General features: G+C 60.8%; 22 protein-coding genes. 9 read left to right on the plus strand and 13 right to left on the minus strand.

The window, feature by feature from the left end; genetic code table 11:
• Window positions 1–314: 314 nt before the first annotated feature.
• Window positions 315–764 (plus strand): IS30 family transposase, encoded by a 450-nt coding sequence (locus R1W01_RS16035; protein ID WP_317275373.1) that lies wholly within the window; start codon window positions 315–317, stop codon window positions 762–764.
• 118 nt (window positions 765–882) lie between these two features.
• Here R1W01_RS16035 and R1W01_RS16040 read toward each other — a convergent pair whose 3' ends face one another.
• The 7 genes from R1W01_RS16040 to R1W01_RS16070 form a co-directional block, all read right to left on the minus strand.
• Window positions 883–2,049 carry an acyl-CoA dehydrogenase family protein gene (locus tag R1W01_RS16040; RefSeq protein WP_243613887.1) on the minus strand — a complete coding sequence of 389 codons (1,167 nt, stop codon included), beginning with the start codon at window positions 2,047–2,049 and terminating at the stop codon, window positions 883–885.
• A complete protein-coding gene (locus R1W01_RS16045) occupies window positions 2,046–4,049 on the minus strand; it encodes an acetyl/propionyl/methylcrotonyl-CoA carboxylase subunit alpha (protein ID WP_243613888.1) in 2,004 nt (667 codons plus the stop codon). Before R1W01_RS16045 ends, R1W01_RS16040 begins: the two co-directional genes overlap by 4 nt.
• Window positions 4,046–4,840 carry a crotonase/enoyl-CoA hydratase family protein gene (locus tag R1W01_RS16050; protein WP_028288551.1) on the minus strand — a complete coding sequence of 265 codons (795 nt, stop codon included), beginning with the start codon at window positions 4,838–4,840 and terminating at the stop codon, window positions 4,046–4,048. Before R1W01_RS16050 ends, R1W01_RS16045 begins: the two co-directional genes overlap by 4 nt.
• A 9-nt stretch (window positions 4,841–4,849) precedes the next feature.
• Window positions 4,850–6,448, minus strand: coding sequence for an acyl-CoA carboxylase subunit beta (locus R1W01_RS16055; protein WP_243613889.1), 1,599 nt, complete (start codon window positions 6,446–6,448; stop codon window positions 4,850–4,852).
• Between the two features lie 4 nt (window positions 6,449–6,452).
• Complete coding sequence (locus R1W01_RS16060; RefSeq protein WP_243613890.1) at window positions 6,453–7,082, minus strand: TetR/AcrR family transcriptional regulator; 630 nt, start codon at window positions 7,080–7,082, stop codon at window positions 6,453–6,455.
• Between the two features lie 179 nt (window positions 7,083–7,261).
• Window positions 7,262–8,092, minus strand: a complete 831-nt coding sequence (locus R1W01_RS16065; RefSeq protein ID WP_067927628.1) for an SDR family NAD(P)-dependent oxidoreductase — start codon at window positions 8,090–8,092, stop codon at window positions 7,262–7,264.
• 24 nt (window positions 8,093–8,116) lie between these two features.
• Window positions 8,117–9,301: a lipid-transfer protein gene (locus R1W01_RS16070; protein ID WP_138424257.1), complete on the minus strand. Its 1,185-nt coding sequence runs from the start codon at window positions 9,299–9,301 to the stop codon at window positions 8,117–8,119.
• Window positions 9,302–9,554: 253 nt separating this feature from the next.
• On the opposite strand from R1W01_RS16070, the gene R1W01_RS16075 reads away from it, so the two are divergent.
• The gene (locus tag R1W01_RS16075) at window positions 9,555–10,166 is read left to right on the plus strand and encodes a transferase hexapeptide repeat family protein (protein ID WP_317275315.1); all 612 of its coding nucleotides are present in this window, start codon (window positions 9,555–9,557) and stop codon (window positions 10,164–10,166) included.
• 111 nt (window positions 10,167–10,277) lie between these two features.
• Here R1W01_RS16075 and R1W01_RS16080 read toward each other — a convergent pair whose 3' ends face one another.
• Genes R1W01_RS16080 through R1W01_RS16100 form a run of 5 tightly spaced genes read right to left on the minus strand, consistent with a single transcriptional unit; the run spans window position 10,278 to window position 16,479 of the window.
• A complete protein-coding gene (locus tag R1W01_RS16080; protein WP_027264426.1) occupies window positions 10,278–11,885 on the minus strand; it encodes an acyl-CoA carboxylase subunit beta in 1,608 nt (535 codons plus the stop codon).
• Window positions 11,886–11,887: 2 nt separating this feature from the next.
• On the minus strand, window positions 11,888–12,403 hold the full coding sequence (locus R1W01_RS16085) for a biotin/lipoyl-containing protein (RefSeq protein ID WP_317275316.1): 516 nt from the start codon (window positions 12,401–12,403) through the stop codon (window positions 11,888–11,890).
• Window positions 12,391–13,860 carry an acetyl/propionyl/methylcrotonyl-CoA carboxylase subunit alpha gene (locus R1W01_RS16090; RefSeq protein ID WP_243613892.1) on the minus strand — a complete coding sequence of 490 codons (1,470 nt, stop codon included), beginning with the start codon at window positions 13,858–13,860 and terminating at the stop codon, window positions 12,391–12,393. Before R1W01_RS16090 ends, R1W01_RS16085 begins: the two co-directional genes overlap by 13 nt.
• A gap of 12 nt (window positions 13,861–13,872) precedes the next feature.
• The gene (locus R1W01_RS16095) at window positions 13,873–15,672 is read right to left on the minus strand and encodes an acyclic terpene utilization AtuA family protein (RefSeq protein WP_243613893.1); all 1,800 of its coding nucleotides are present in this window, start codon (window positions 15,670–15,672) and stop codon (window positions 13,873–13,875) included.
• 21 nt (window positions 15,673–15,693) lie between these two features.
• Window positions 15,694–16,479 (minus strand): enoyl-CoA hydratase-related protein, encoded by a 786-nt coding sequence (locus R1W01_RS16100; protein WP_243613894.1) that lies wholly within the window; start codon window positions 16,477–16,479, stop codon window positions 15,694–15,696.
• A 134-nt stretch (window positions 16,480–16,613) separates the two neighbouring features.
• Between R1W01_RS16100 and R1W01_RS16105 the strand changes: the two genes are divergently transcribed.
• The 6 genes from R1W01_RS16105 to R1W01_RS16130 are packed head-to-tail and all read left to right on the plus strand — an operon-like array spanning window position 16,614 to window position 21,599.
• Window positions 16,614–17,828, plus strand: coding sequence for an acyl-CoA dehydrogenase family protein (locus R1W01_RS16105; RefSeq protein WP_051372710.1), 1,215 nt, complete (start codon window positions 16,614–16,616; stop codon window positions 17,826–17,828).
• A gap of 13 nt (window positions 17,829–17,841) precedes the next feature.
• Window positions 17,842–19,041, plus strand: coding sequence for an acyl-CoA dehydrogenase family protein (locus R1W01_RS16110; protein WP_243613896.1), 1,200 nt, complete (start codon window positions 17,842–17,844; stop codon window positions 19,039–19,041).
• Between the two features lie 11 nt (window positions 19,042–19,052).
• Complete coding sequence (locus R1W01_RS16115) at window positions 19,053–19,907, plus strand: SDR family NAD(P)-dependent oxidoreductase (protein ID WP_027264419.1); 855 nt, start codon at window positions 19,053–19,055, stop codon at window positions 19,905–19,907.
• Window positions 19,900–20,703 carry an enoyl-CoA hydratase-related protein gene (locus R1W01_RS16120; RefSeq protein ID WP_243613897.1) on the plus strand — a complete coding sequence of 268 codons (804 nt, stop codon included), beginning with the start codon at window positions 19,900–19,902 and terminating at the stop codon, window positions 20,701–20,703. The genes R1W01_RS16115 and R1W01_RS16120 overlap by 8 nt, the downstream gene beginning before the upstream one ends.
• A gap of 12 nt (window positions 20,704–20,715) precedes the next feature.
• Window positions 20,716–21,198: a PaaI family thioesterase gene (locus R1W01_RS16125; protein ID WP_027264417.1), complete on the plus strand. Its 483-nt coding sequence runs from the start codon at window positions 20,716–20,718 to the stop codon at window positions 21,196–21,198.
• Window positions 21,198–21,599, plus strand: a complete 402-nt coding sequence (locus R1W01_RS16130; protein WP_243613907.1) for a PaaI family thioesterase — start codon at window positions 21,198–21,200, stop codon at window positions 21,597–21,599. Before R1W01_RS16125 ends, R1W01_RS16130 begins: the two co-directional genes overlap by 1 nt.
• Here R1W01_RS16130 and R1W01_RS16135 read toward each other — a convergent pair.
• Window positions 21,581–22,981 (minus strand): TetR/AcrR family transcriptional regulator, encoded by a 1,401-nt coding sequence (locus R1W01_RS16135; RefSeq protein WP_243613898.1) that lies wholly within the window; start codon window positions 22,979–22,981, stop codon window positions 21,581–21,583. The two genes, R1W01_RS16130 and R1W01_RS16135, sit on opposite strands and share 19 nt — an antisense overlap.
• 89 nt (window positions 22,982–23,070) lie before the next feature.
• Here R1W01_RS16135 and R1W01_RS16140 point away from each other — a divergent pair, with 89 nt between their 5' ends.
• Window positions 23,071–23,832: a glucose 1-dehydrogenase gene (locus R1W01_RS16140; RefSeq protein ID WP_243613899.1), complete on the plus strand. Its 762-nt coding sequence runs from the start codon at window positions 23,071–23,073 to the stop codon at window positions 23,830–23,832.
• Window positions 23,833–23,937 lie beyond the last annotated feature (105 nt).

A 23,937-nucleotide genomic window follows, 5' to 3' on the forward strand; every position in this document is an offset into this window, starting at 1 on the left:
ACGAACTGGGCGTGAAACCCGTCACGCTGTACCGGTACGTCGACCCTAAAGGCAACCTGCGCGAATATGGAAAACGCGTGCTCGACGCTTAAGGTGTCATTCTGCACTCAGCCGGAGCAGACCCCTACGCCTATGTCTACAGTCGCGAAGGCCAATCCGAGCGGCTGGCGCGCCACCTACCCAGTCGCCGGAAGAAACGATAGCCGCGCTATGCCAGACGGCCCAGAGGCCAGGTTTTCCCAACAGATAGGTCCATCCATCAACGCCTGGAGCATGTGAAGACCCGTGAGACCTTCGGTTAATGGGAAGGCGATCTGATGATCTTTGAACGCGCCCAGGGAAAGATGAACGTCGCTTCTCTGGGCGAGCGAAAAACCCGCTTTGCTGTGCTGTTCCGCAACAATGATCGCAGCTCAACGCATCTGATGAATAAGCTGATGGATGTGATGGAGCCCCTGCCCCAGTCGGCACGGCGTTCGAACACCTTCGACCGAGGCTTCGAGTTCCGGGAATGGCGCAGGCTTCAATCCGGCATCCGTACAGAAAGTTGGTTTTGCAACCCTCAAGCTCCCTGGCAGAAAGGATCGGTCGAGAACCTGAACAAGCGTGCCCGCCGATACCTGCCTCGAGATACCCAGCTCGCGGCGCTCTCAAATCGCTATATGAAGACGATTTGTGACCGCCTGAACGGAACTCCCAGAAAGTGCCTTGGGTGGCGCACACCGACCGAGGCCTTCAGAGAAGAGATCATGAAGCTGAGATAGAGGAAAACGTCGCAACGACCCTTGAGCCATCACTTGCGACTGATTGGCTTTGAGTGGTTTCCAGATTCATCTTTTTCGTCCTTGCTTCTGTAGATTGTTAATTATTTGGATAGTAAGCTCACATGCGCTTGGCGACTTCTTCCAACATGACTTCGCTCGCCCCGCCGCCGATGGCCTGCACACGGGCATCGCGTGACATGCGTTCCACCGGTGTTTCGCGCATATAACCCATGCCGCCGTGAAACTGGACGCAGTCATAAAGCACGCTGTTCACCAGTTCGCCGCAATAGGCTTTGACCATCGAGACCTCTTTCACGCAGTCACCGCCCGCGGCATCCAGACCGGCGGCGTGATAGACCAGCTGACGTCCTGCCGCGATCCGCGTCTGACAGTCGGCCAGCCGTTGGCGCACGGCCTGCTTGTCCCACAGAACGCCGCCAAAGGCCCTGCGCTGCTTGACGTAATCCACGGTCATGTCCAGCGCGGTTTGCGCTTCGGCACAGGCCATCGCACCCAGGACGATGCGTTCGTTCTGGAAGTTCTTCATCACCGAATAGAAGCCGCGGTTGACCTCGCCCAGAACGTTTTCGGCCGGGATGCGGACATCTTCGAAGATCAGTTCGGCAGTGTCCGAGCACAGCCAGCCGGTCTTGTTCAACGCCCGTCCGACCGAAAAGCCCGGCGTGCCTTTTTCGACCGCAAACATGGTGATCCCGCGCGACCCCTTGGCATCGGGATCGGTCTTGGCGCCGACAAAGTAGAGATCGCCATGCACGCCGTTGGTGATGAACATCTTGGTGCCGTTCAGCACCCAATCCGACCCGTCCCGCACCGCGCGGGTGCGCATGCCGGCCACGTCCGAGCCCGCGCCCGGCTCGGTCACGGCGACGGCGGTGATCATTTCGCCAGAGGTGATCGACGGCATCCACCGCGCCTTCTGTTCGGGCTTGCCGGCGTTTTCCAGATGCGGCGAGGCCATGTCGGTGTGGACCAGAACCGTGGCCGAGAATCCGCCAAAGGTGGATCGCCCGACCTCTTCGGCCAAAACCACGCTGGACATCACGTCCAGCCCCGCGCCGCCATACTGTTCGTCATAGCGCATCCCCAGAACGCCGAGATCACCCATCCGGCGCAGCACGTCGCGGGGCACCATGCCCTCCTCCTCCCAGGGCTCGGCCTTGGCGGTCACCTCGGTTTCGATGAACCGGCGCAGCTGGTCGCGGATCAAGTTGAGGTCTTCGTTGAACGGGCCGGAGGCCGCGGTGATGTTGTCTTGTCTGGTCATGTGTTTTCCTCTGGATCGAGTTTGATAAGTGGGGCGTGCCCGGCAACCGTGTCGCCCGGTGCACAATAGATTTCCGTCACTACGCCCGCGACCGGCGCGGGCAGGCTTTGCAACAGCTTCATGGCCTCAAGCACCACAAGCGTGTCACCGGCTTTAACGCGGTCGCCGCGTGCGACACGCACCTCGGCAACGGCGCCGGGCATGGGTGCGGACAACAGGTCAGCGACGCCAGACCCGCCGGTGGCACGTTGCAGATGCTGGTCTTCCAGCGTGCGCAGGTCTGTCGCGGTCATTCCGGCAGGGGTTTGCAGGTGCACCCGCCAGTGACCCGGCGCGCGCGCGACATAGGCGGTGCGCGAAAACGGAACCCCGTCGATGCGTCCGCTCAGACGGCATCCTGTTAAGGCGGCACTCTCGACCGTGATGGTCTGGCCGTCCGGCTGTACGGCTGTCAACACCGACCCGGAGCCGTTTACGCGGATCGGGTCGTCTTTTGTCGTCTCCCAATAGGATGCTGCACCGGGCCACCCCGCAGGGGCCGTGAGCCGCCATGACCCCAGGCTTTCCCAGGGCGACGCGCCCGCCGGGGCGAGATGCAGATGCAGCGCCATCGCGGCAAGGGCCATGTCCCGGGGATCAGCGGACGGTTCAGTCCAGCCGCCTGGAAACATCTCGGGCAGGCCTGAGGTATGGTGCCGGAACGCCTCAAAATCCGGGTGTGTCAGCAACGCGCGCTGATAGGCCAGGTTCAGACCGACGCCACCGACTGCAAAGGCATCCATTGCGACAACCGCCCGGCGGATCGCACCGGCCCGATCCGGCGCGTGGACGATCAGCTTGGCAATCATCGAATCGTAATGGTGGCTGACGACCGAGCCTGCCTCGACCCCGGTATCGAGCCGCACGCCGGCGGGCGGAGCCCAAAGGCTGATCTCGCCCGTTTCGGGGCGGAAATTCTCGGCCGGGTTTTCGGCGGCGATGCGGATTTCAATGGCGTGCCCGTCAAACTGCACATCGCCTTGCGTCAGCGCCAGCGGCTCGCCCCGCGCGATGCGCAACTGCCATTCGACCAGATCGATGCCGGTGATCGCCTCGGTCACGGGGTGTTCCACCTGCAACCGGGTATTCATTTCCAGAAAGTAGTATTCACCGCGCCCGGGGTCATAGAGGTATTCCACCGTCCCGGCGGAGCGATAGCCGATCGCCTGCGCCAACCGCACCGCTGCCGCCCGCATGCGGTCGCGCACAGCCTCGGGAAGATCGGCGGCGGGGGCTTCTTCGATCAGCTTTTGGTGGTTGCGTTGCAGCGAACAATCGCGGTCGCCCAGATGCAGCACGGTGCCGTGAGTGTCGCCCAGAACCTGCACTTCGACGTGGCGGGCACGGGGTGCATAGCGTTCGAGGAACACCGCCGGATCGTCGAAGGCGCTCTGCGCTTCGGCCCGGGCAGATGCAATCGCTTCGGGTGCGTCGCCCGGATCGGAGACCAGCCGCATCCCGCGTCCGCCGCCGCCGGCGCTGGCCTTGACCAGAAAGGGGGTGCCTAGCGCCTCGGCCTCTTGCAGCAGGCGCGCGTCGGACTGATCCTCGCCTCGATAGCCGGGCAGGACGGGCACGCCTGCGGCTTCGGCGGCAGCCTTGGCCTCGATCTTGGAGCCCATCCGCGCGATAGCGTCGGGTTCCGGCCCGATGAACACAAGGCCCGCCGCCTCGACCGCCGCCGCGAAACCGGCATTCTCAGACAGAAAACCATAGCCCGGGTGCACCGCACACGCGCCCGTCGCCCGCGCGGCCTCAAGGATGGCCTCGACGTTCAAATAACTGTCCGACGGGGCGGCCCCACCGATGCAGACGGCATGATCGGCCTCGGCCACGAAGGGCGCGTCGCGGTCCGCGTCCGAAAACACCGCTACGTTTTCCAGCCCCAGTTTGCGGCACCCGCGCTGGATGCGCCGGGCAATCTCGCCCCGGTTGGCGATCAGAACGCGGGTGAAGCTCATTTCACCCGCCATGACGGAACGCCCTTGTTGATGAAACTGTTGATGCCTTCGATACCTTCCTCAGTCTCCCACGCATCGGCCAGCCGGTCGGCGGTGTAGATCATGTTGGTCTCCAGATCGTGGGACGCGACATAGGCGATCAGCGCCTTGGTATCGGCCACGGCACCCGGCGCGGCCTGAAGGTGATCATGCACCACCCGGTTCACCGTGGCGTCCAGGTCGCCCGGCGCGACAACCTCGGTCAACAGACCGATCCGCTCGGCGCGGGCCGTGTCGAACAACGCCCCCGACAGCATGGTTTCACGCGAATGCACCTTGCCGATGCGGGCCACCACATAAGGCGATATATTCGCGGGCAGAAGGCCCAGTTTTACCTCGGTCAGACCGAAGCGCGCGCCTTCGGCGCCGATGGTGTAGTCGCAGACGGAGATCATGCCGACACCGCCACCGTAAGCCGGGCCGTTGATCCTCCCGATCAAGGGTTTGGGCAGCGTGTCAAGACGGCGCAACAGCCGCGCCAGCGTGGCGCTTTGTGCGACCCTTTCACTACGGGTTTTCTCGACATTAGAGGCGAACCAGTTGAAATCGCCGCCCGCGCAGAAGCTCTTGCCCGCGCCGGTCAGGACCACAATACGCACATCGTCATCTGCAGCCAGCTTTTCGGCGGCATCGTATAGCTCTGCGATCAATTCGCCATTCAGCGCATTGTGTTTGTCGGGGCGGTTGAGCGTCAGCGTGGCGACGCCACGCGCATCGGTTTCGATAAGGATCGTGTTGTAGGTATTGGTCAACTTGAAGCCTCACATTCTGAATACAGGCGTATGGCGCCCGGCTTCGGGCACCGATGTCACGATGGCCAGACACAGGCCAAGGATATCGCGGGTTTGCGCGGGTTCGATCAGCCCGTCATCCCAAAGCCGCGAGGTGGCATAATAGGGATCGGACTGTTCACCGTACTGGGCCCGAACCTGCTCCTCGATCAGCTTCATGTCGGCCTCCATCTTGCCCGGGTCGCCCCCTTTCTGGCGGCGCAGTTCCAGCATCACATTTGTGGCGATGTCGGCAGACATGGTGGCCAGTTCCGCCGTGGGCCAGGCAAAGAGAAAATTCGGGGCGAAACCACGTCCGCACATGCCGTAGTTGCCTGCCCCGTATGAGCCGCCCAAGAGGACCGACAGGCGCGGCACCTTGGCAACCGACATGGCATAGACCAGCTTGGCGCTGTCTTTGGCAATGCCGCCGCGCTCGGCTTCGGTGCCGACCATGAAGCCCGAGATGTTGTGGAGGAACAAAAGCGGGATGTTGCGTTGATCGCACATCGACACGAATTGCGCGCCCTTGAGCGAACTGTCGGACACAAGCGCCCCATTATTTGCGAGAATGCCCACTCGATAGCCGTGAATCCGCGCGGTGCCGCAGACCAGCGTCTCACCCCATCCGGGCTTGAATTCGCGGAATTCGCCGGCGTCGATCATGCGCAGCAGAACCTCGCGCATGTCATAGGGCTGTTTGCGATCGGCGCTGATGACGCCAAGCAGTTCCTCTGGGTTGCGCGCCGGCGGCGCGCAGGTTGCATCGGGACCCATCGGGCGCGACAGGCCCAGTTCGGATACGATGTCGCGCATCAGAGCAAGCGCATGATACTCGTCCTCGGCCAGATGGTCAGACACACCGGAGAAGCGCGAATGCATCTCGGCCCCCCCCAATGTTTCTCCATCAACCTCTTCGTTGATCGCCACCTTGACGATCGAGGGGCCGCCCAGATGGATGCGTGCGTTGCCGCGTACCATGATGACTTCGTCCGACAGGGCCGGGATATAGGCCCCACCGGCCGTGCAGCCTCCAAAGACCGCCGAGATCTGCGGCAGGCCGCTCGCGGACATGTTGGTTTGACGATAAAAGGAATTGCCGAAATGGCGGGCATCGGGGAAAACCCGGTCCTGCTCTGGCAGATAGGCACCGCCGCAATCCACCAGATAGAGGCAGGGCAGCCGGTTCTCGGCTGCGATTTCCTGGGCGCGGATGTGTTTCTGCACGGTTTCGTGATAGAAAGACCCACCCTTCACTGTCGCATCGTTGGCGATCACAACGCAGGGCAGCCCGTGGACGATCCCGATACCGGTCACGATCCCCGCACCGGGCACCTCGCCCCCGTATTGACCGTAGGCGGCAAGCGACGACAGCTCAAGAAACGCAGTGCCCGGATCCACCAGCAGGTCGATCCGTTCGCGGACCAACAGCTTGCTGCGCTTGCGATGCCGCGCGACCATATCGGGGCGGCCGCCAGCCGTTGCTTCGGCGATCCGCGCGCGCAGCGTTTCGACGCGCTCGCTTTGTGCGGCGTGGTTGCGGGTGTAGGTCTCTGATGCGGTCAGCACCGCTGTTTCAAGACGTGCCATGAAGTCAGGTATCCTGTCTTTGGAGTATCCCGTTGAGGAACACATCGGCATAGGTGCGTGACAACGCATCGGCGCTACCGCGGTCCGGGTCGAACCAATCGAGCGTGGCGTTCAATGTACCGATCAGCATCAGGCGCAGGCGACGGATATCGACGTCTTGCTTCAGCGTGCCGTCTTTCTTAAGCTGGGACAGAAGACTGTCCCACTCTGCCTCATAGGCCCTTCGCGTAGGCAAGTTGGCATCCCGGACGGATTGCGGCACCTGCCCGAAAATACGCACATTCGCCGATGTATAATCGCTCACATCAAGAAGCGCGCGCAGATGCGCCCGGATCGCGGCGCGCAGTACCGTTTCGCCGTCGGTATCGGCCCGCAGGTCGGTGATGGCGTCTCTCATGCTCGCGTGAACGACTCGAATCCCTGCATCAAGAACGGCCGCGACGATCTCGTCCTTGGAACCGAAATGATAGTATATGCTACCCGCCTTGATCCCGGCGGCCTCGGCAATTTTTCGGAGCGAAACGGACCCGTAGCCTTGTTCGCGGAAAAGCCGCGCGGCAATGTCCAGCACCCCGTCCCGTCCAACCGCGCTGCGCGATGTCTCGTTGACTTTGATTGCCGCGTTTTGTGCCATAGACTTTCGTATCCCCCAACACCTAACTAACGACTGTTAGGTTAATAACTCAAGTGAGTCAATCGTCGTGATCGTGCCAGACTAGAGTTTGCGGAAAATTCCGCATTGGCGACCGCCAAGAGGCCGCCCAGACATTAATGTGCTTGCCCGGACCACGTCATCGGGTCCGGGCAACTGCCTTAGATCACGAAACCGCCACCGCAGATGACGTGCTGGCCTGAAATGAAGTTCGATTCCGGCGCACAGAACAGATAGACGGCACCGGCAGCTTCTTCCGGAGTGCCGACCCGGCCCAGCGGGATCATGCGCTCCATCTGGGACAGGAGATCGGGATTCACGCCGACCTTGATCTCTTTTTCTTCGACCTTGATCGTGCTGTCGCCATCCGCGCTGCCTTCGGTCAAGCGGGTGCGAATCGGGCCGAAGGCGACGGCGTTGACGTTGACCTTATAGCGGCCCCATTCCTTGGCCATCGTCCGGGTGACCCCTAGGATACCGGCCTTAGCGGCGGAATAGTTGATCTGGCCAGCATTGCCGCCGGTCCCTGCGATGGACGAGATGTTGACTACCTTGCGGAACACCTCTTGCCCGGCGGCGGCCTCTTCCTTGGCCTTGGCGCTGATCACCGGCTGGGCAGCGCGCAGGATCTTGAAAGGTGCCGTCAGGTGGACGTCGATGATCGCCTGCCACTGTTCGTCGGACATCTTCTGAACGACGCTATCCCAAGTGTAGCCTGCGTTGTTCACGATGATGTCTAACCCGCCAAAACTGTCCACGCCGGTCTTGATGAACCGTTCGGCAAAACCGTCTTCGGTAACGCTGCCGGCACAGACCACGGCCTCAGCTCCCATTGCGCGCACCGCCTCGGCGGTTTCATTGGCCGGACCGGCGTCCAGATCGTTGATCACCAGCCGGGCCCCTTCCGAGGCCAGTTTGAGAGCGATTTCGCGGCCAATGCCCCGGCCCGAGCCCGAGACCAGCGCCACGCGCCCGTCGAGTTTTCCAGTCATATTGATTCCTCCCGAAAGGCGCTATCAGGCTTTTTCATAAAGCGTGGTGACGCAGGCCCCGCCGAGGCCCAGATTGTGCTGAAGCGCCAGACGTGCGCCATCAACCTGGCGCGCATCTGCCTGGCCGCGAAGCTGCTGAACGAGCTCGGTACATTGCGCTAGGCCGGTCGCCCCAAGCGGATGGCCTTTGGACAAAAGACCGCCCGACGGGTTGGTCACGTATTTTCCGCCGTAGGTGTTGTCGCCATCATCAACGAATTTCGCCGCTTCGCCGCGACCGCAAAGGCCAAGCGCCTCATAGGTGATAAGCTCGTTGTGGGCGAAACAGTCGTGCAGTTCGACCACATCCACGTCCTCGGGCCCGATGCCCGCGTCCTCGTAAACCTGATCGGCGGCGCGCTTGGCCATCGAAAAGCCGACCACTTCGCGCATGTCATGGGCTTCGAAAGTTTCCGGGCCGTCCGTCGTCATGGCCTGCGCCGCGATCCGAACCGAACTGTCCAGTCCGTGCTTGTCGGCGAATTCCTTGGAACAAATGATCGCGGCGGCCGCGCCACAGGTTGGCGGACAGGCCATGAGCTTGGTCATGACGCCGGGCCAGACGACCTGGGCGGCCATGACGTCTTCCGCCGTCACCTCCTGCCGGAACAGGGCAACCGGATTCTTCGCAGCATGTCGGCTGGCCTTGGCGCGGATTTTTGCGAAGGTTTCCAGGGGGGTGCCGAACTCGTCCATATGCGCCTTGCCCGCACCGCCGAAGTACCGCAGCGCCAGCGGGATCTCGGCACTGCCAACCAGTTCGTCGGTTTCATTGTCGAATGCCGCAAACGGGCTGACCCGGTCATGGAACATCGCACCGATTGCGCCAGGCTGCATCTGTTCGAACCCAAGTGCCAGAGCACATTCGACCGCGCCGCTTTCAACTGCCTGCCTGGCCAGGAACAGGGCGGACGATCCGGTCGAGCAGTTGTTGTTCACATTCAGAACCGGGATGCCTGTCATTCCGACATGGTACAAGGCGCGCTGACCGCAGGTGCTGTCGCCATAGACATAGCCCACATAGGCCTGTTGGACTTTATCATAATCCAACCCCGCGTCTGCCAGAGCGGACCGGGTCGCAGCGGTCGCCATCACATCGTAGCTTTCGGATTTTCCCGGCTTCTGGAACGGGACCATCCCAACGCCTGCAACATAGGCTTTGTCTGTCATTTCTCTCTCTCCCAAGTTCGGTCAGGCCACCCTAATCGGTCCGCCAGCCTATTTTCTACCATTTGTTAGATTTTAAATTCCAACCTTGGGAAGTGTCAATATCGCCAAGCTGTGACGTAGGGAGCTTGCGCTATTTTCTAACTTGTGTTTGTTTTCGGGCCACACGCCCTGATTGGCGGCACAATTGAGGGATTCTGGTCCCGGCGCAACCGCTGACAAGCGTTTAGCACTCAGCTTACGAAAGGTGGTCGGAATGGCATACTGTTATGAGTTCAAGGGTTTTATACCCGTCGTGTCCGAGGATACATATGTCCACCCCCAGGCCGTTCTGATCGGAAATGTCATCTTGGGTCATGGATGCTACATCGGCCCCGGAGCAAGCTTGCGGGGCGATTTCGGCAGGATCGTGATCGGGGATGGAGCCAATGTTCAGGACAATTGCATCATCCATTCCTTTCCCGGCCGCGACGCCGTGGTGGAAAGCGACGGCCACATCGGCCATGGCGCGATCCTGCACGGTTGCACAGTGGGCCGGAACGCTCTGGTCGGAATGAATTCCGTCATTATGGATGGTGTAGAGCTTGGGGCGGAATCGATTGTCGGCGCGCAGGCGTTTGTGCGTGGCGAAACCGTGATTCCGCCGCGTTCGATGGTGGTGGGATCGCCGGCAAAGGTGATCCGCGAGGTCAGCGAGAAAGAAATCGCGTGGAAAACGCGCGGCACCGCGGAATACCAGCAACTTGCGCGCGACTGTCTGGCCGGATTGACGCCGGTCGAGCCGCTGAAGGCGGTCGAGGCAAACCGGCCCGGCATGGCGGCCTCTGACGTCGTCTCCATTCAGGAGGCGCGGCGGACATCGTCCTGACCTGTCCGGGAACCGGACCGGTCAGGACTACTTCAGATTCCGAAAGCGCCAGATGGAAGCGCTTTGACGCGGAACGGCACTCCCAGACCCGGTGTGCCGTCCCTCAAGCCTTTACAGACGGAAGATCCCGTAGTGCGGATCGTCGATCGGTGCATTGAGCGAGGCAGAAATCGACATGCCAAGCGCGTTGCGTGTGTCCGCCGGATCGAGGATGCCGTCGTCCCACAATTCCGATGTCGAGGTATAAGCCTCGACATCGCGCTTGTATTTTTCCAGCACCGGTTCGCGGATCGCGGCGATTTCTTCTTCGGTCAGCTCTTTGCCTTCGCGCTGAAGCTGCCGAATCTTGACGTCCGCCATGGTATTTGCGGCCTGATCCGCCCCCATCACGCCGATCTCGGCCTGGGGCCACATGAACAGCGTGCGCGCGTCCCAGGCCCGTCCGCACATCCCGTAGTTGCCGGCCCCGTAAGACGCATTGGCGATCACGGTAAACTTCGGCACGACCGAGCCGCCCTGCGCCATCAGCATCTTGGCGCCATCCTTGGCGATGCCTCGTTCTTCGTATTCGCGGCCCACCATATAGCCGGTGATGTTCTGGAAAAAGACCAGAGGCGTGCGGTTCTGGTTGCACAACTGCATGAAATGCGCTGCCTTGAGCGAACTGTCGTTGAACAGCACCCCGTTGTTGGCAAGGATGCCGACCTTGTAACCCCAGATATGGGCAAAGCCGCAAACCATCGTGGTGCCATAGTCGGGCTGGTATTCGTGAAAGCGCGAGCCATCGACGATCCGCGCCAGAACCTCGCGCATATCAAACTGGGTTTTCCGGTCCTTGGGGATGATCCCATAAAGCTCCTTGGGGTCGTAGTATGGCTCTTCAAAAGCGGCGGTTTCGATGATCGTTTTCGGGGTGCGCTTCCATTGGCTGACAATCTCGCGCGCCAGTGAAAAGGCGTGCTGTTCAGTGGCGGCTCGGTAGTCGCCGGTTCCCGAAACCGAGGTATGCATAACCGCCCCACCAAGTTCCTGAACACCGACCTCTTCGCCGGTGGCCGCCTTGACCAGCGGGGGACCGCCAAGGAAAATCGCGCCTGTGCCTTCGATGATGATGTTGTAGTCGCTCAGCGTCGGCACATAGGCACCGCCAGCCGTGCAGTGTCCGCCGACCACGGCAATCTGCGGGATATTGGCTTGGCTCAGCTTGACCTGGTTGCGGAACACCCGCCCGCCCAGATACCGGTCGGGAAACACCCCGTGCTGCAGCGGCAGGAAACCGCCCGCGCTGTCGCAGATATGGATGACCGGCAGGCGGTTTTCCAGCGCGACATCCAGAAGACGCACGACCTTTTTGACCGTATGTGGATACCAAGCCCCGCCCTTGACGCTAGCGTCGTTGGCGTGGATGGCGACCTCGCGACCCTGCACAATACCGATGCCCGTCACCACAGCGGCGCCAGGCACGGTGCCATCGTATTCGCGACAGGCGGCAAGTGTGGAAAACTCCAAAAACGGAGTGCCGGGGTCCAGCAGCAGTTTCAACCGCTCGCGCACGCCCAGTTTGTTCTGGCGGGCAAGGCGGTCGATATCGCGTTGCGGACGTTCGAAACGCGCCGCGTGCTGGCGGGCGTGGAATTCCTTCAGCCGTTCAGACATGGCGGCGAAATTTGCCTTGTAGTCGGCGGCATTGGTGTCGATCTGACTTTCAATCCTGCGCATTGTCACTCCTCCTCCGGGGCCAATTGGGCCAGGATGTCTTTCAGACCAAAACTGTCGCCTTCGGCGAATGGCATTTCGGCAACGACCCCGCCGCGCGGCGCCGTCAGTGTGGTTTCCAACTTCATGCTTTCGATCACCAGAAGCGGCTGGCCTTCTTCAACCGCATCGCCGGGTTTAACCGCAACCGACACCACGACACCCGGCATGGGCGCCACCAATCGGTCGTCGCTCGCGCCACCGTCGCTTCCGGCCAGGCGTTCGGCGGGATCAACCCGCCCGACTTCGTAGGTTCGCCCGTCCATGTGCACAAAAGTTGCTTCCGGCCCCACGGCCAGTCGCAATTCGCGCACAACACCCTTGGCCCGCAGCTTGTAACCGCCCGGCAGACCCGTCGGGTCCAATTGGCAGGCAACAGCGCCAGTGGGGGTATTGAGCACGAACCGGCTGCCATCATGACCCAGCCAGCAATCAGTCTCTTCTCCGTCGATCTGAAAAATCCGTTGCATCAGTTTCTCCACCCGCCCATCTTGCGGTACATTTCCGGTATCTGCATTACGTCACTCACCAGGCGCTCGTCCGATAGGGCCGCCGCCGCTATCAGCAAGTCAGAGACATCTTCGCCCGGCGCGGTCAGCGTTTCGGATTGTTCAGCCAGGAAGCCAGTTGAAACGTCACCAGAGGCGAAATCCGGATGTGCAAGGATTGCATCCAGGTAACCAGTGTTGGTCGTTACCCCGAGAATCACATAGCTTTGCACCGCGCTCCGGGCACGGGCGATGGCCTGCGCGCGATCCGGGCCATGTACGATCAGCTTGGACAACATCGGGTCGAAGTCGGTTGTCACCTTGCCGCCATCCAGAATGCCGCTGTCCACGCGGATCCCCTCGCCCTGGGGTTCGTCCAGCAGCAGGATATCGCCGATCGCGGGCCGGAAATCGGCCGTCGCGTCCTCGGCGCAGATGCGCAGTTCGATCGAGTGTCCGGTTTGGGGAATATCCGCCTGCACGGCGCTCAGCCCGTCGCCCGCCGCGACACGCAGCTGCTCGGCAACCAGATCGAAGCCGGTCACCAGTTCGGTCACCGGATGTTCGACCTGAAGGCGGGTGTTCATTTCCAGGAAATAAAAGGCCCCGTCCTGCGCATAGATGAATTCAACGGTCCCTGCCCCGCGGTATTTGACGGCACGGGCAATTCCGGCAGCGGTCTCGCAGATCTCATCCCGTTGCTCGGGGGTCAGCGCCGGTGACGGCGTTTCCTCGATAATCTTCTGGAACCGGCGCTGGATCGAACATTCACGTTCCCAGAAATGGACCACGTTGCCCTGTCCGTCGCCCATCACCTGCACCTCGATATGGCGCGGGCGTTCGATATAGCGTTCGACGAAAAGCCGCCCGTCGCCGAAATATCGTTCGCCTTCGCGGCGCGCGGTTTCGATTTCGGTTTCCAGCGTGCTGTCCTCGCGCACAACGCGCATGCCCTTGCCGCCACCGCCGGCCGAGGGTTTGATCAGCAGCGGATAGCCCACGGCGCGGGCGCGTTCGACAAAGCTCGCCGGATCATCATCCTCGATGGCCGAGGGGGCGACGGGAAACCCGCGTTCCTCGACGAAGGCGCGGGCGCGGACCTTGTCCCCCATCAGGTCGATGACCTCGGACGTCGGGCCGACAAAGGTCACTCCGGCTTTTTCCAGCGCCGCGACAAAACCGGCATTCTCTGACAGAAAGCCATAGCCGGGATGAACCGCGTCCGCGCCGATCCCTTTGGCGGCTTCGACGATCTGAGGAATATCGAGATAGGCGGCCACGGGCGTCGGGCCGTCGATCATCACGACCTCATCTGCGATCAGATGCGCTGGCCCCTCTTGCTCGGCGACATGACGCAACACGGCCGTCGCAAGCCCGCGGGCCTTGGCGGTGCGCAGCACGCGCGCCGCGATCTCGCCCCGATTGGCGACCAGGAGTTTCGAAATGGTCATGGTGTCGTCCTCTTAGTTCCGGGCCGCGGCATTCAGTCCGTCACGTGCGGCCAGATCGGCTGGCACGGGAATTTCGATATCAAGCAGCATCTGCGCGAACCCTTTGCCCTGCGGGTCTATGCGGACCGAAGCGATGCCCCCCCCGCCCAGCGAGTCATGCAGCAGGAAATTCAGCGAATGGCTTCCGGGCAGGTCGAACCGTTCGACCTTGCCTTCGCAGACATGGGCGAAATAGTCCTTCACCACCTCTTCGCTGAGAGCCGAGCGGATATATGGCAGGTAGTCCGGCTTGCGCGCGAGGATGCCGATATTGGCGATATCCCCCTTGTCGCCCGAGCGGCCCCAGGCCAGATCGACGAGGCGGGCCTTGACAGCGTCCGGGCCGGGCTCGCGGCTATCTGCGGGCGGTGCGGCAGGTGGATCAAGGTGGACTGGCGTAGTGGCCACGCTCACGGGCACATCCTTGCCGTCGACCTCGACCGCGACGGGGGTCTCGGCCTTGCTCTGAAGGAAGGAGAACAGGCGGACCACCGGTTGCACCTTGGGCCGTCCGGCGAAGAACCCGGTCAGACCCTGCGCGGTCGAAATCGCCATCGGTGCTATTTCGCCGGCAAAGATGTTCAGCGCGGCGCGATCGTCATGGACCGCGCCGATCTTGAGCACCACCTCGCGGGTTCGAGCGCGCGCATTTGCGCCATAGGCAGCCTCGGCCCCCAGCACCTCGACGCTGACCTGCCGAAAATCGCCCATGTTGCGGTCGCGGAAAATCCGGCGACAGCGGGTCAGGATCGCCTCGGCCACACGTTCGGCCTTGGCGGGTGCATCAATCGCGGCCAGTGTCAGGGTAGAGACCGCGCGCCAGCCATCGGCATGGGTCGCCGACACCTTGTAGCTGTCGGTGCGCCCAAGCCCCCTGCCGCCCTTGACCAGCACCTGATCGGGTCCGACCTGCTCCAGGGTGACCCCGGACCAGTCGCAGATCACGTCGGGCAACAGGTAGGCGCGCGGATCCCCGATTTCATAGAGCATCTGCTCTCCGACTGACCCGGGCACGACCAGCCCGCCGGTGTCAGGCGTCTTGGTCATGATGAAACTGCCGTCTTCGGACACCTCGACGATGGGCATGCCCATATTGTCCCAACCCGGCACGTCCTGCCAGTCGGTGAAGTTGCCGCCGGTTCCCTGGGGGCCGCATTCGATCAGGTGGCCGGCCAGCGATCCCTGGCTGAGCTTGTCCCAGTCATCGTCGCCCCAGCCGTATTCATGCATCAGGGGACCAAGCGCGACCGCGCTGTCGGCGCAGCGTCCGGTGATCACGATGTCGGCCCCGGCATCCAGCGCGGCAGCGATGGGGCGGGCACCCAGATAGGCATTCATGCTCCAGATATCATCTGGAAATGCGACACCCGAGAACATTTCCGTCTGACCGTTTTTGCGAATTTCATCGGCCCTGGGCAACAGGTCATCGCCTAGCACGACTCCGATGGACAGATCGATCCCGGCCTGGGCGGCGGCTTTGGCAAGCGCATCGCTGCAGCCACGCGGGTTCACGCCCCCTGCATTGGCAACGACCTTGATCCCTTTTGCCTTGATATCCGGCAACCAGGGTGCCAGCGCCTTGACGAAGTCCGGCGCATAGCCCGTCTCGGGCGCTTTGGCGCGGGCCCGCGCCATCAGCGACATTGTCACCTCTGCCAGATAGTCAAACACCAGATAGTCGATCTCGCCCTTTGAGACCAGTTGACCGATCGCTTCCGGCGTATCGCCCCAGAAGCCCGACGCGCATCCGATGCGCAGCTTGCGTTCCGACATATTCCTCTCCTCCCCGTTTGATCAGCGGCCCGTCCATTCAGGTTTGCGCTTCGAGATGAAGGCATCAAAGCCTTCGCGCGCGTCTTCGGTCTGCGCTACTCGCGGTAACAGTGTTTCTGCAAACCGCATCTGCTGCGGATAGGTCATGTCCTCCATCGCGTGGCAGGCGTATTTTCCCAGCCGGATCGCGCTCGGCGACTGCGCAGCAATCTGGGCAACCAGTTCTGCAACCTTGTCGTCCAACCCCGCGGCATCGGTCACATAGTTGACCAGATTGAACTGCAGGGCTTCCTCGGCCGTCAGAGGAACGCCGGTGATGAACATCTCCATCAGCCTCCGCCGGGGCAGCACGCGCATCATGGGTGGCACGATCGTCATGGGAAACAGACCCACCTTCACTTCCGGCGTTCCGATGCGGGCATGATCCGCCATCACAGCCAGATCGCAGGCACAGATGATGCCCGCTCCCGCCCCCATCGCGACGCCATTGATGCGCGCGATCGTTGGCTTTCGGCACGCCTGTATCGTCTCGAACAACCTTCCGGCAAAATGATCCGGGTCCGCCGGATCCTGAACAAACGGGCCGCCATCCGCCCCCGCCTTGATGTCGCCCCCGGCACAGAAGGCGCGCTCGCCCTCGCCGGTCAGAACGATCACGCGGCAATCGCTGTCCCTCTCGGCAGCACATATGGCGGCCATGATCCCGTCTGCGACCTCACGGTTGAGGGCATTTCGATTTTCAGGACGTCGAATCGTGATACTCACTTCTTTGCCGAGCACCTGCGATTGAACAACGCTCTCAGTCATTTCCGAAGCTCCCCCCTGTATTCTAGGACGCCGCGCTTTCTTACGTAAGGTCGTCAAAAGCTTGGCTTGATCTATTTTCTAACATATGTTTGATTTTGGTCAACAACGCAAACAACATTTTTCGGGAGGACGATATGACCGCTCAAAGTGAGGCCATCTCGGCTGATCTGGAAGCCATCAGGGCGAACTATTCTTTGACTGATGAGCAACGCCAGATCGTCGATCACGTGGATCGGGTATCGCGCGAGGTGCTGCACCCGCTGCAGGCGCGCATGGATGACGAGGAATGGTGGCCCGATGATCTGTTCAAGCAGATGGGCGAGCTGGGCCTGCTGGGGATTACCGCGCCGGAGGAGCTGGGCGGATCGGGGCAGAACGAGTTTACCCAGGCGCTGGTGTCCGAGGTGATTTCGAAGTGGAATCCGGCTGTGGGCCTCTCGCACGGGGCGCATGACAACCTGTGCCTGAATAACCTGCTGCGCAATGGCTCCGAAGAGCAGGTGAAGAAATACGTGCCGGGCCTTTGCTCGGGCGAGCTCGTCGGTGCTTTGGGCCTGACCGAACCGGGTGCGGGATCCGATGCGCTCGGATCCATGGCCACCACTGCCCGCCGCGACGGTGATGATTATGTCATCAACGGCTCGAAGATTTACATCACCAACGGCCCCATTGCCGATGTGATCCTGCTTTATGCCAAAACCGACAAGTCGAAGGGCGCCAAGGGCATTTCTGCTTTCATCATCGAGACGGACAATCCCGGTTTCAAGGTGGCACAAAAGCTTGACAAAATGGGCTTTCGCGGCTCGCCAACCGGAGAACTGGTGTTTGAGGATTGCCGCGTACCCGCATCCGCCATGGTTGGACCGGAAAACACCGGCGTTTCGGTGGTAATGAGCGGGCTGGATCTGGAACGCGCCATGGTCGCATCGGTCTGTGTCGGCATGGCCGAACGCGCGCTGGAACTGGGGCTGGAATACGCCAAGATCCGCGAACAATTCGGCAAGCCGATCGCAAGTTTCCAGATGATGCAGTCGAAACTGGCCGAGATCTACACCGAGGTCGAAACCGCGCGCGCCTTCGGTTATCGCGCGCTGGCCGCCTGTACCGGCCTGCCGAAAGGCGCCGGGGGCCGCGGCGAAATCCACAAACTGACGGCGGCGGCCTGTCTTTACGCCGGCGAGGCATTCAACAAGGCGGTGACCGAAGCCTGCCATATTCATGGTGGCTCTGGCTACATGCAGGACACCGAGATCAACCGGCTGTTCCGCGCCAACAAGCTGCTGGAAATCGGCGCGGGTACAAGCGAAGTCCGCAAGATCATCATTGCCGAAGAACTTTTGCGCGCCTGAGGGGGACGAGACAATGAACAAGCAACTGCGCAACGACACCGCTCTGCCAACACATTTCATGACGGACGAACAGCAGGCCCTGGCCGATCAGTCCGGCAAGTTCTTCATGTCCGAGTTCCACCATCTGAATGCGGAAATGGACGATACTGATGACCTGCCGTCTTCGGTTTTCCCCAAGCTGGGCGAGATGGGATATCTCGGCCTGAACGTGCCGCCGGAATTCGGCGGGGCCGGGCTCGACTTTACCTCGGCCTGTATCATCACCGAGGAAATGTCTAGGGCCTCGGCGGCCATCGGACTGACCCATGTGGCCCATGACAATTTGTGCGTCAACAACATCTATCGCAACGCCAATGACGAGTTGCGCCGAAAATACCTGCCGGGCCTGTGCAACGGCACGCTGGTGGGTGCTCTGGGCCTGACCGAACCCGGTGCGGGGTCCGATGCGCTTGGCTCGATGCGGACCACGGCCAAAAAGGATGGCGACGACTACATCCTGAACGGCGCCAAGATCTACATCACCAATGGGCCGATTGCCGATCTGGTGCTGGTCTATGCCAAGACATCGCCCGAAAAAGGGGCCAAGGGCATTTCCGCCTTTATCGTGGAAACCGACACGCCCGGTTTCAAGGTGGCGCAGAAGCTCAACAAGATGGGATTCCGCGGCTCGCCGACGGGCGAACTGGTATTCGAAGATTGCCGTGTTCCGGCCAGAAACATGGTCGGCAAGCTGGATGGCGGGGTTGCCGTTACCATGTCCGGACTTGATCTGGAACGTGGCATCGTCTGTTTCAACGCTCTGGGCATTGCGCAGCGGGCGCTGGATATTTCCATCGATTACGCCAAGACACGCCAGCAATTCGGCAAACCGATCGCCAGTTTTCAGATGGTTCAGGCGATGCTGGCCGACATGTATACGCAGATCGAGGCCGCGCGCAGCCTGTCCTTGCGCACCGCAGCCATGTGTGAGGGCCTCGAAGAGGGCGCAGGCGGGCGCGGCGAAATCCACAAGCTCACCGCTGCGGCGATCTACAAGGCCGCTGAGGCGACATCCTTCGTGCTGGACAAAGCTGTCCAGATTCACGGCGGCTCAGGCTACATGCGTGATACCGAAGTGAACCGGCTGTACCGAACCGGTCGCGTGCTTGAGGTCGGCGCGGGCACCCAGGAGGTTCGCAAACTCATCATCTCCGGCGAATTGCTGAAGAACTAAGGGGGCGGAACATGAGCGAAGCGAAATCAAGGCGTTACGCGTCGGATCTCATGGCGGGCCAGGTTGCCCTGGTCACGGGGTCTGGATCTGGAATGGGCCGGGCGACGGCGATCGAAATGGCCGCTTGCGGGGCCAGGCTTGCGCTGTTCGCGCGCCGGGAAGAGCCGCTGGAGGAGACCGCCGAAATGATCCGCGCGGCGGGGGGCGAGGCCTTTGTCGTGCCCGGAGACACCCGCGACGAAGACAGTATCGAAACTGCGATGGGGCGGATCAAGGACCACTATGGGCAGTTGGATGTCTTGGTGAACAATGCCGGCGGCCAGTATATCGCGGCCGCCCGCGATATCACCAACAAGGGCTTCGAAGCCGTGATCCGCAACAACCTGATAGGGTCTTGGCAAATGACACGCGCCGCTGCCGATCACTTCATGTACGACAATGGTGGATCGGTTGTGTTTGTCACCGCCATCTCGGCGCGCACCGCGCTTACCGGCTTTACACACACCGTCGCCGCCCGCGCCGGTGTGACGGGCATGATGAAAACGCTGGCCGCCGAATGGGGCGAGTACGGCATCCGGCTGAACTGTGTCGCGCCGGGCACGATCAAGACCGATGCGCTTGGCCGCTATCCGATTCCGCCGGAACAGTGGAAAAAGCTGAACCGCTCGGTGCTAAACCGGATGGGGGCGGCCGAGGACATCGCAGGCACGATCATTTTCCTGGCCTCGAAACTTGGCGGTTTCATCACCGGAGAAGACATTTATGTAGACGGCGGTGAGACCTTGCATATGGGTCATGACGCGCGGGACATGATCAACCCCGCGATGTTCGAAAAACGCGAACGGGGAGATGGCAAGAATGAATAAACAGCCCGTCCTTCTGGAGATTTCCGACAGGATCGCCACGGTTACGCTGAACGATCCCGAGCGGCGCAACCCGGTCACCGGAAACGACATGATCGCTGCCCTTCTGAAGACCTTCGCCAAGGTGCAGGCCGATCCTCAGGTCAGCGTGATGATCCTGACCGGCGCCGACCCGGCCTTTTGTGCCGGCGGCGACATCAAGGAAATGAACGATCCCGACAGCGTGTTCCGCAAGGAGCCGCTGGCGGCGGCGCAGAGCTATGTTGATGGGGTGCAGCGGCTGCCGCTTGCGCTCTACAACATGGATATTCCGACCATCGCCGCAGTCAACGGCCCGGCGGTGGGCGCGGGGTGCGACCTGACCATGATGTGCGACATGCGCATCGCGTCGGAAAAAGCAAGGTTCGGCGAGGTGTTTCTGAATCTCGGAATCATTCCGGGCGATGCGGGCAGCTGGTTCCTGTTGCGTCGTCTGGGCCACCAGAAGGCCGCCGATCTGACCTTCTCAGGGCGCATGGTCGAGGCCAAGGAAGCGCTGGAGCTTGGTATGGTGCTTGAACTCGTGCCTCATGAAAAATTGATGGAACGTGCCCGCGAACGGGCCGCTGTCATCGCCGCGAAACCGCCGCGCGCGGTGCGGGTCGCCAAGCGTCTGATGCGCAATGCCGAACGGATGGACCTGCCGGATTTCCTGAATTCCGCGGCGGCCTATCAGGCGCTCATGCATCAGACCGAAGACCACCACGAGGCGGTTGCTGCGTTCGTCGAAAAACGAGAACCCAATTTCACGGGGCGTTAAAGGAAAGATCGCATGTCAGACATCACCCAAAAGAAGATGGAGCAAATCGCGCAGATGTGGAATGCGCGCGGCAAGGGTCTGATAACGCATATGGCGCTTGAGATCGAAGAGGTCTCGACCGAAGGTGTTCGGGTTCGGATGCCGTTCAATCCGGACTTTTGCGTCGATGCGGAACAATCGCTGCTCCACGGTGGTATCCTGACGGCACTTCTGGACAGTGTCTTTGGACTGGCGAACTTTGTTGCCATCGAAGGCGTCAGTACCATGGCCACTCTTGACCTCAGAGTTGATTACCTGCGCCCGGCCCGTTCGCGCGCGGATGTCATCGTTCAAGCGCATTGTTTTCGCAAGACCCGCCACATCGCCTTCAATTCCGGCAGCGTCTGGTTCGCGGGCCATGAGGATGCTGAAATAGCCAGGGGAACCGCCTCGTTTGCATTGACGCGCGGCGAAACCAGCCTGTTTGACGCAATGACAAAAGGAAAAACCTCGTGATGGACGTGCAAACTGTCAATGCCAATGTATCCCGGGTGCCGTTCTTCCGATTTCTCAACTTTGAGGTCAGAAGTCTAGACAGTCTCCATGCTGAGGCGGAAATGACCTTTGATGACCGCCATATCGGTAACCCGATCATGGAGTACTACCATGGCGGAATGATCGCGAGTTTTATGGAGGCCACTGCCGCCATCGCGGTACAGCCAGATTTCGCCGACGTTCCGGCCAAACCGATCAACCTGACCGTCGATTACCTCAGACCCGGTGTGAAGGGACCGCTTTTTGCGCGCGCTAACGTCACGCGCAAAGGCAAGCGGATGGCAAGCGTCAGCGTGCTCAGCTGGCAGACGGATCGGGAAAAGGCGGTTGCCGAAGGGCTGTATCACTTCCTTCTGGTCTGACCGGGGCAACCGCTTTCAGGGCTACCTTGTCCTGTGGACGGGGCCGCTTCCCGGTTACAAATGCCTTCCAGTAACAGATTGATGAGCATGCTGGAGAATTCAGGCAGTGATAGATATCCTTCCACTCCTGCCTTGTTCGGGTCGAACCATTCCACCGTCCAGTTTAAGGCACCCAACATCACCTGGCGCAAGGGGACGATCTTGATATCCGACCGTATGGCACCGTCGTCCTGAGCTTCACGGAGTATCCGATCCCAGAGTGTTCCATACTCATGGCGAATACCCCTGTGCCTCTCCCTGAAATGATTGGGGAGCATTCCATAGCTTCTGATATTCGCCGAGGTGAATTCGCTTGCCTTAAAGAGGAAATCCAGGTGCGCCCAGATTGCAGTCGCTATCTTGGCGTGATGATCGTACGGGGCATCGAATTTCCGAACGGCGGCTTCGACACCTGATAGCAAGTCCCTCAGTCCGGCGTTTAGAACTTCGTCAACGATCGCTTCTTTGGAGTTGAAATGGTAATAGACGCTGCCCGCTTTCATGTCCGCTTCTTCCGCGATCTTTCTCAGCGTGGTCGCCTTGTAGCCATTGTCCCTCAGAACGCGCGCTGCGGCCTTTAGAATTTCTGCACGGGTCTTAGCCGCCTTGCTGTCGGGATCCGGGGTTTTGGCGGGAGTGGCGGGGCACAGCTTCAAGCCTTCGGTACCCGCCTTGCGATGTGGACACATTCCGTCAAGTATCAGCTTACTCATTCGTTCCGCGAGGATGCGCACCGGATACTTGTCGACATCGTACCATTCTACGGTCCAGTTCATGGCACTCAGGATGAACTGGCGGATCACAGCAGTGGATATGTCGCTTCGAAGGTGGCCGGCGCGTTTGGCGTCATTCAGGAATTTGCCCCAGGCCCCTGCATATGATGCACGCAATTCGCGATGCGGGGCGCGTGTTTCGTCCGACAACATCGGATAGTTCCGAATATTGGCTGATGTGAAGTCGCTGTCGGTCAAGAGATAGTTCAGATGTGTTTCAATCAGCAGTCCGAAAGTCTTGCGAAAATCCTCCGAACTTGTCGGTGCCGACCGAACGATTTCACTGACCGCCTCATATAGTTGACGGACGCCAAGATCGAGAACTTCGCTCAGAATCTGGTCCTTGGATTGAAAATGATAATAAATGCTGCCGGCCTCAATGCCAGCTTCCTGCGCGATGTCGCGCATAGTCGTTGCGTGATAGCCTTCATACCGAAAAAGTCGCGCGGCCGCAGCGAGTATGGCTTCGCGGGTCCTCTCCGACTTGCTTAGATCGTCACTCACTATCTTGGTATCTTCAATCTGTCGTGCCATCCATTGTCGATACTTGTCGGAGATGAGGCTGTCCATTGCAATAAATCTAACAACTGTTAGAATGCATCGGAGAGAGTGTCGAATCAAACTCTTTTCAAGGTGCAACGGAAGAGGAGGGCCTCCACATGCGAGGGTTGAGTGGAAAACGGGTCGTTGTGACCGGCGGTGGGAGCGGCATTGGCCGAGCGGTTTGCGAACGGTTCGGCGCGGAGGGTGCCGAAGTCGCTGTTTTCGATCTGAACAAAGCCGGAGCGAATGAAACCGCCAAACTAATCACTGAATCCGGCGGAAAAGCGGCGGCATTTCAGGCGGATATTACCGATCGTGCCCAAGTCGACAGCGCCGTTGCCGAGTTCGAATCCGGCGGACCGATTGATGTGCTGGTGAACAACGCGGGCTGGGACGTGATCAAACCGTTCCTCGACACCGATCCCGACCTTTGGAAGAAGGTCATCGACATCAATCTTTACGGTCCGCTGAATATGCATCACGCGGTGCTTCCGGGCATGGTCAAGAACGGCGGCGGCCGTGTGGTCAACATCGCGTCCGACGCCGGACGCGTCGGATCATCCGGCGAAGCCGTGTATTCGGCCTGCAAGGGTGGCATCATCTCGTTCACCAAAACCGTTGCGCGCGAACTGGCGCGTAAAGGTATTCAATTGAATGCGGTCGCCCCGGGACCGACCGACACACCTCTGTTCGCTCAGGTTGCCGAGGGCGAGGCCGGTCAAAAGATCGCCGAAGGTCTCAAGCGGGCGATTCCGATGAAGCGCCTGGCGCAGCCGACGGATTACCCTGGCATCATCTGCTTCCTGTCGTCGGACGACGCAGGGTTCATTACCGGCCAGGTGATTTCGGTTTCGGGCGGCTTGTCCATGCACGGTTGAAGCCATGACAGCAGCGCCGGACACCAGGCGTTGCTGCCAAACCGTGCCAAAAGAGTTACCTCCCCGACTGGCCGCGCCTTATGTGCGGCCCTTCTTCATTCTAGA

Source organism: Shimia sp. FJ5 (assembly GCF_032918335.1).
In the GTDB taxonomy this organism is placed as follows: Bacteria; Pseudomonadota; Alphaproteobacteria; order Rhodobacterales; family Rhodobacteraceae; genus Shimia; species Shimia aestuarii_A.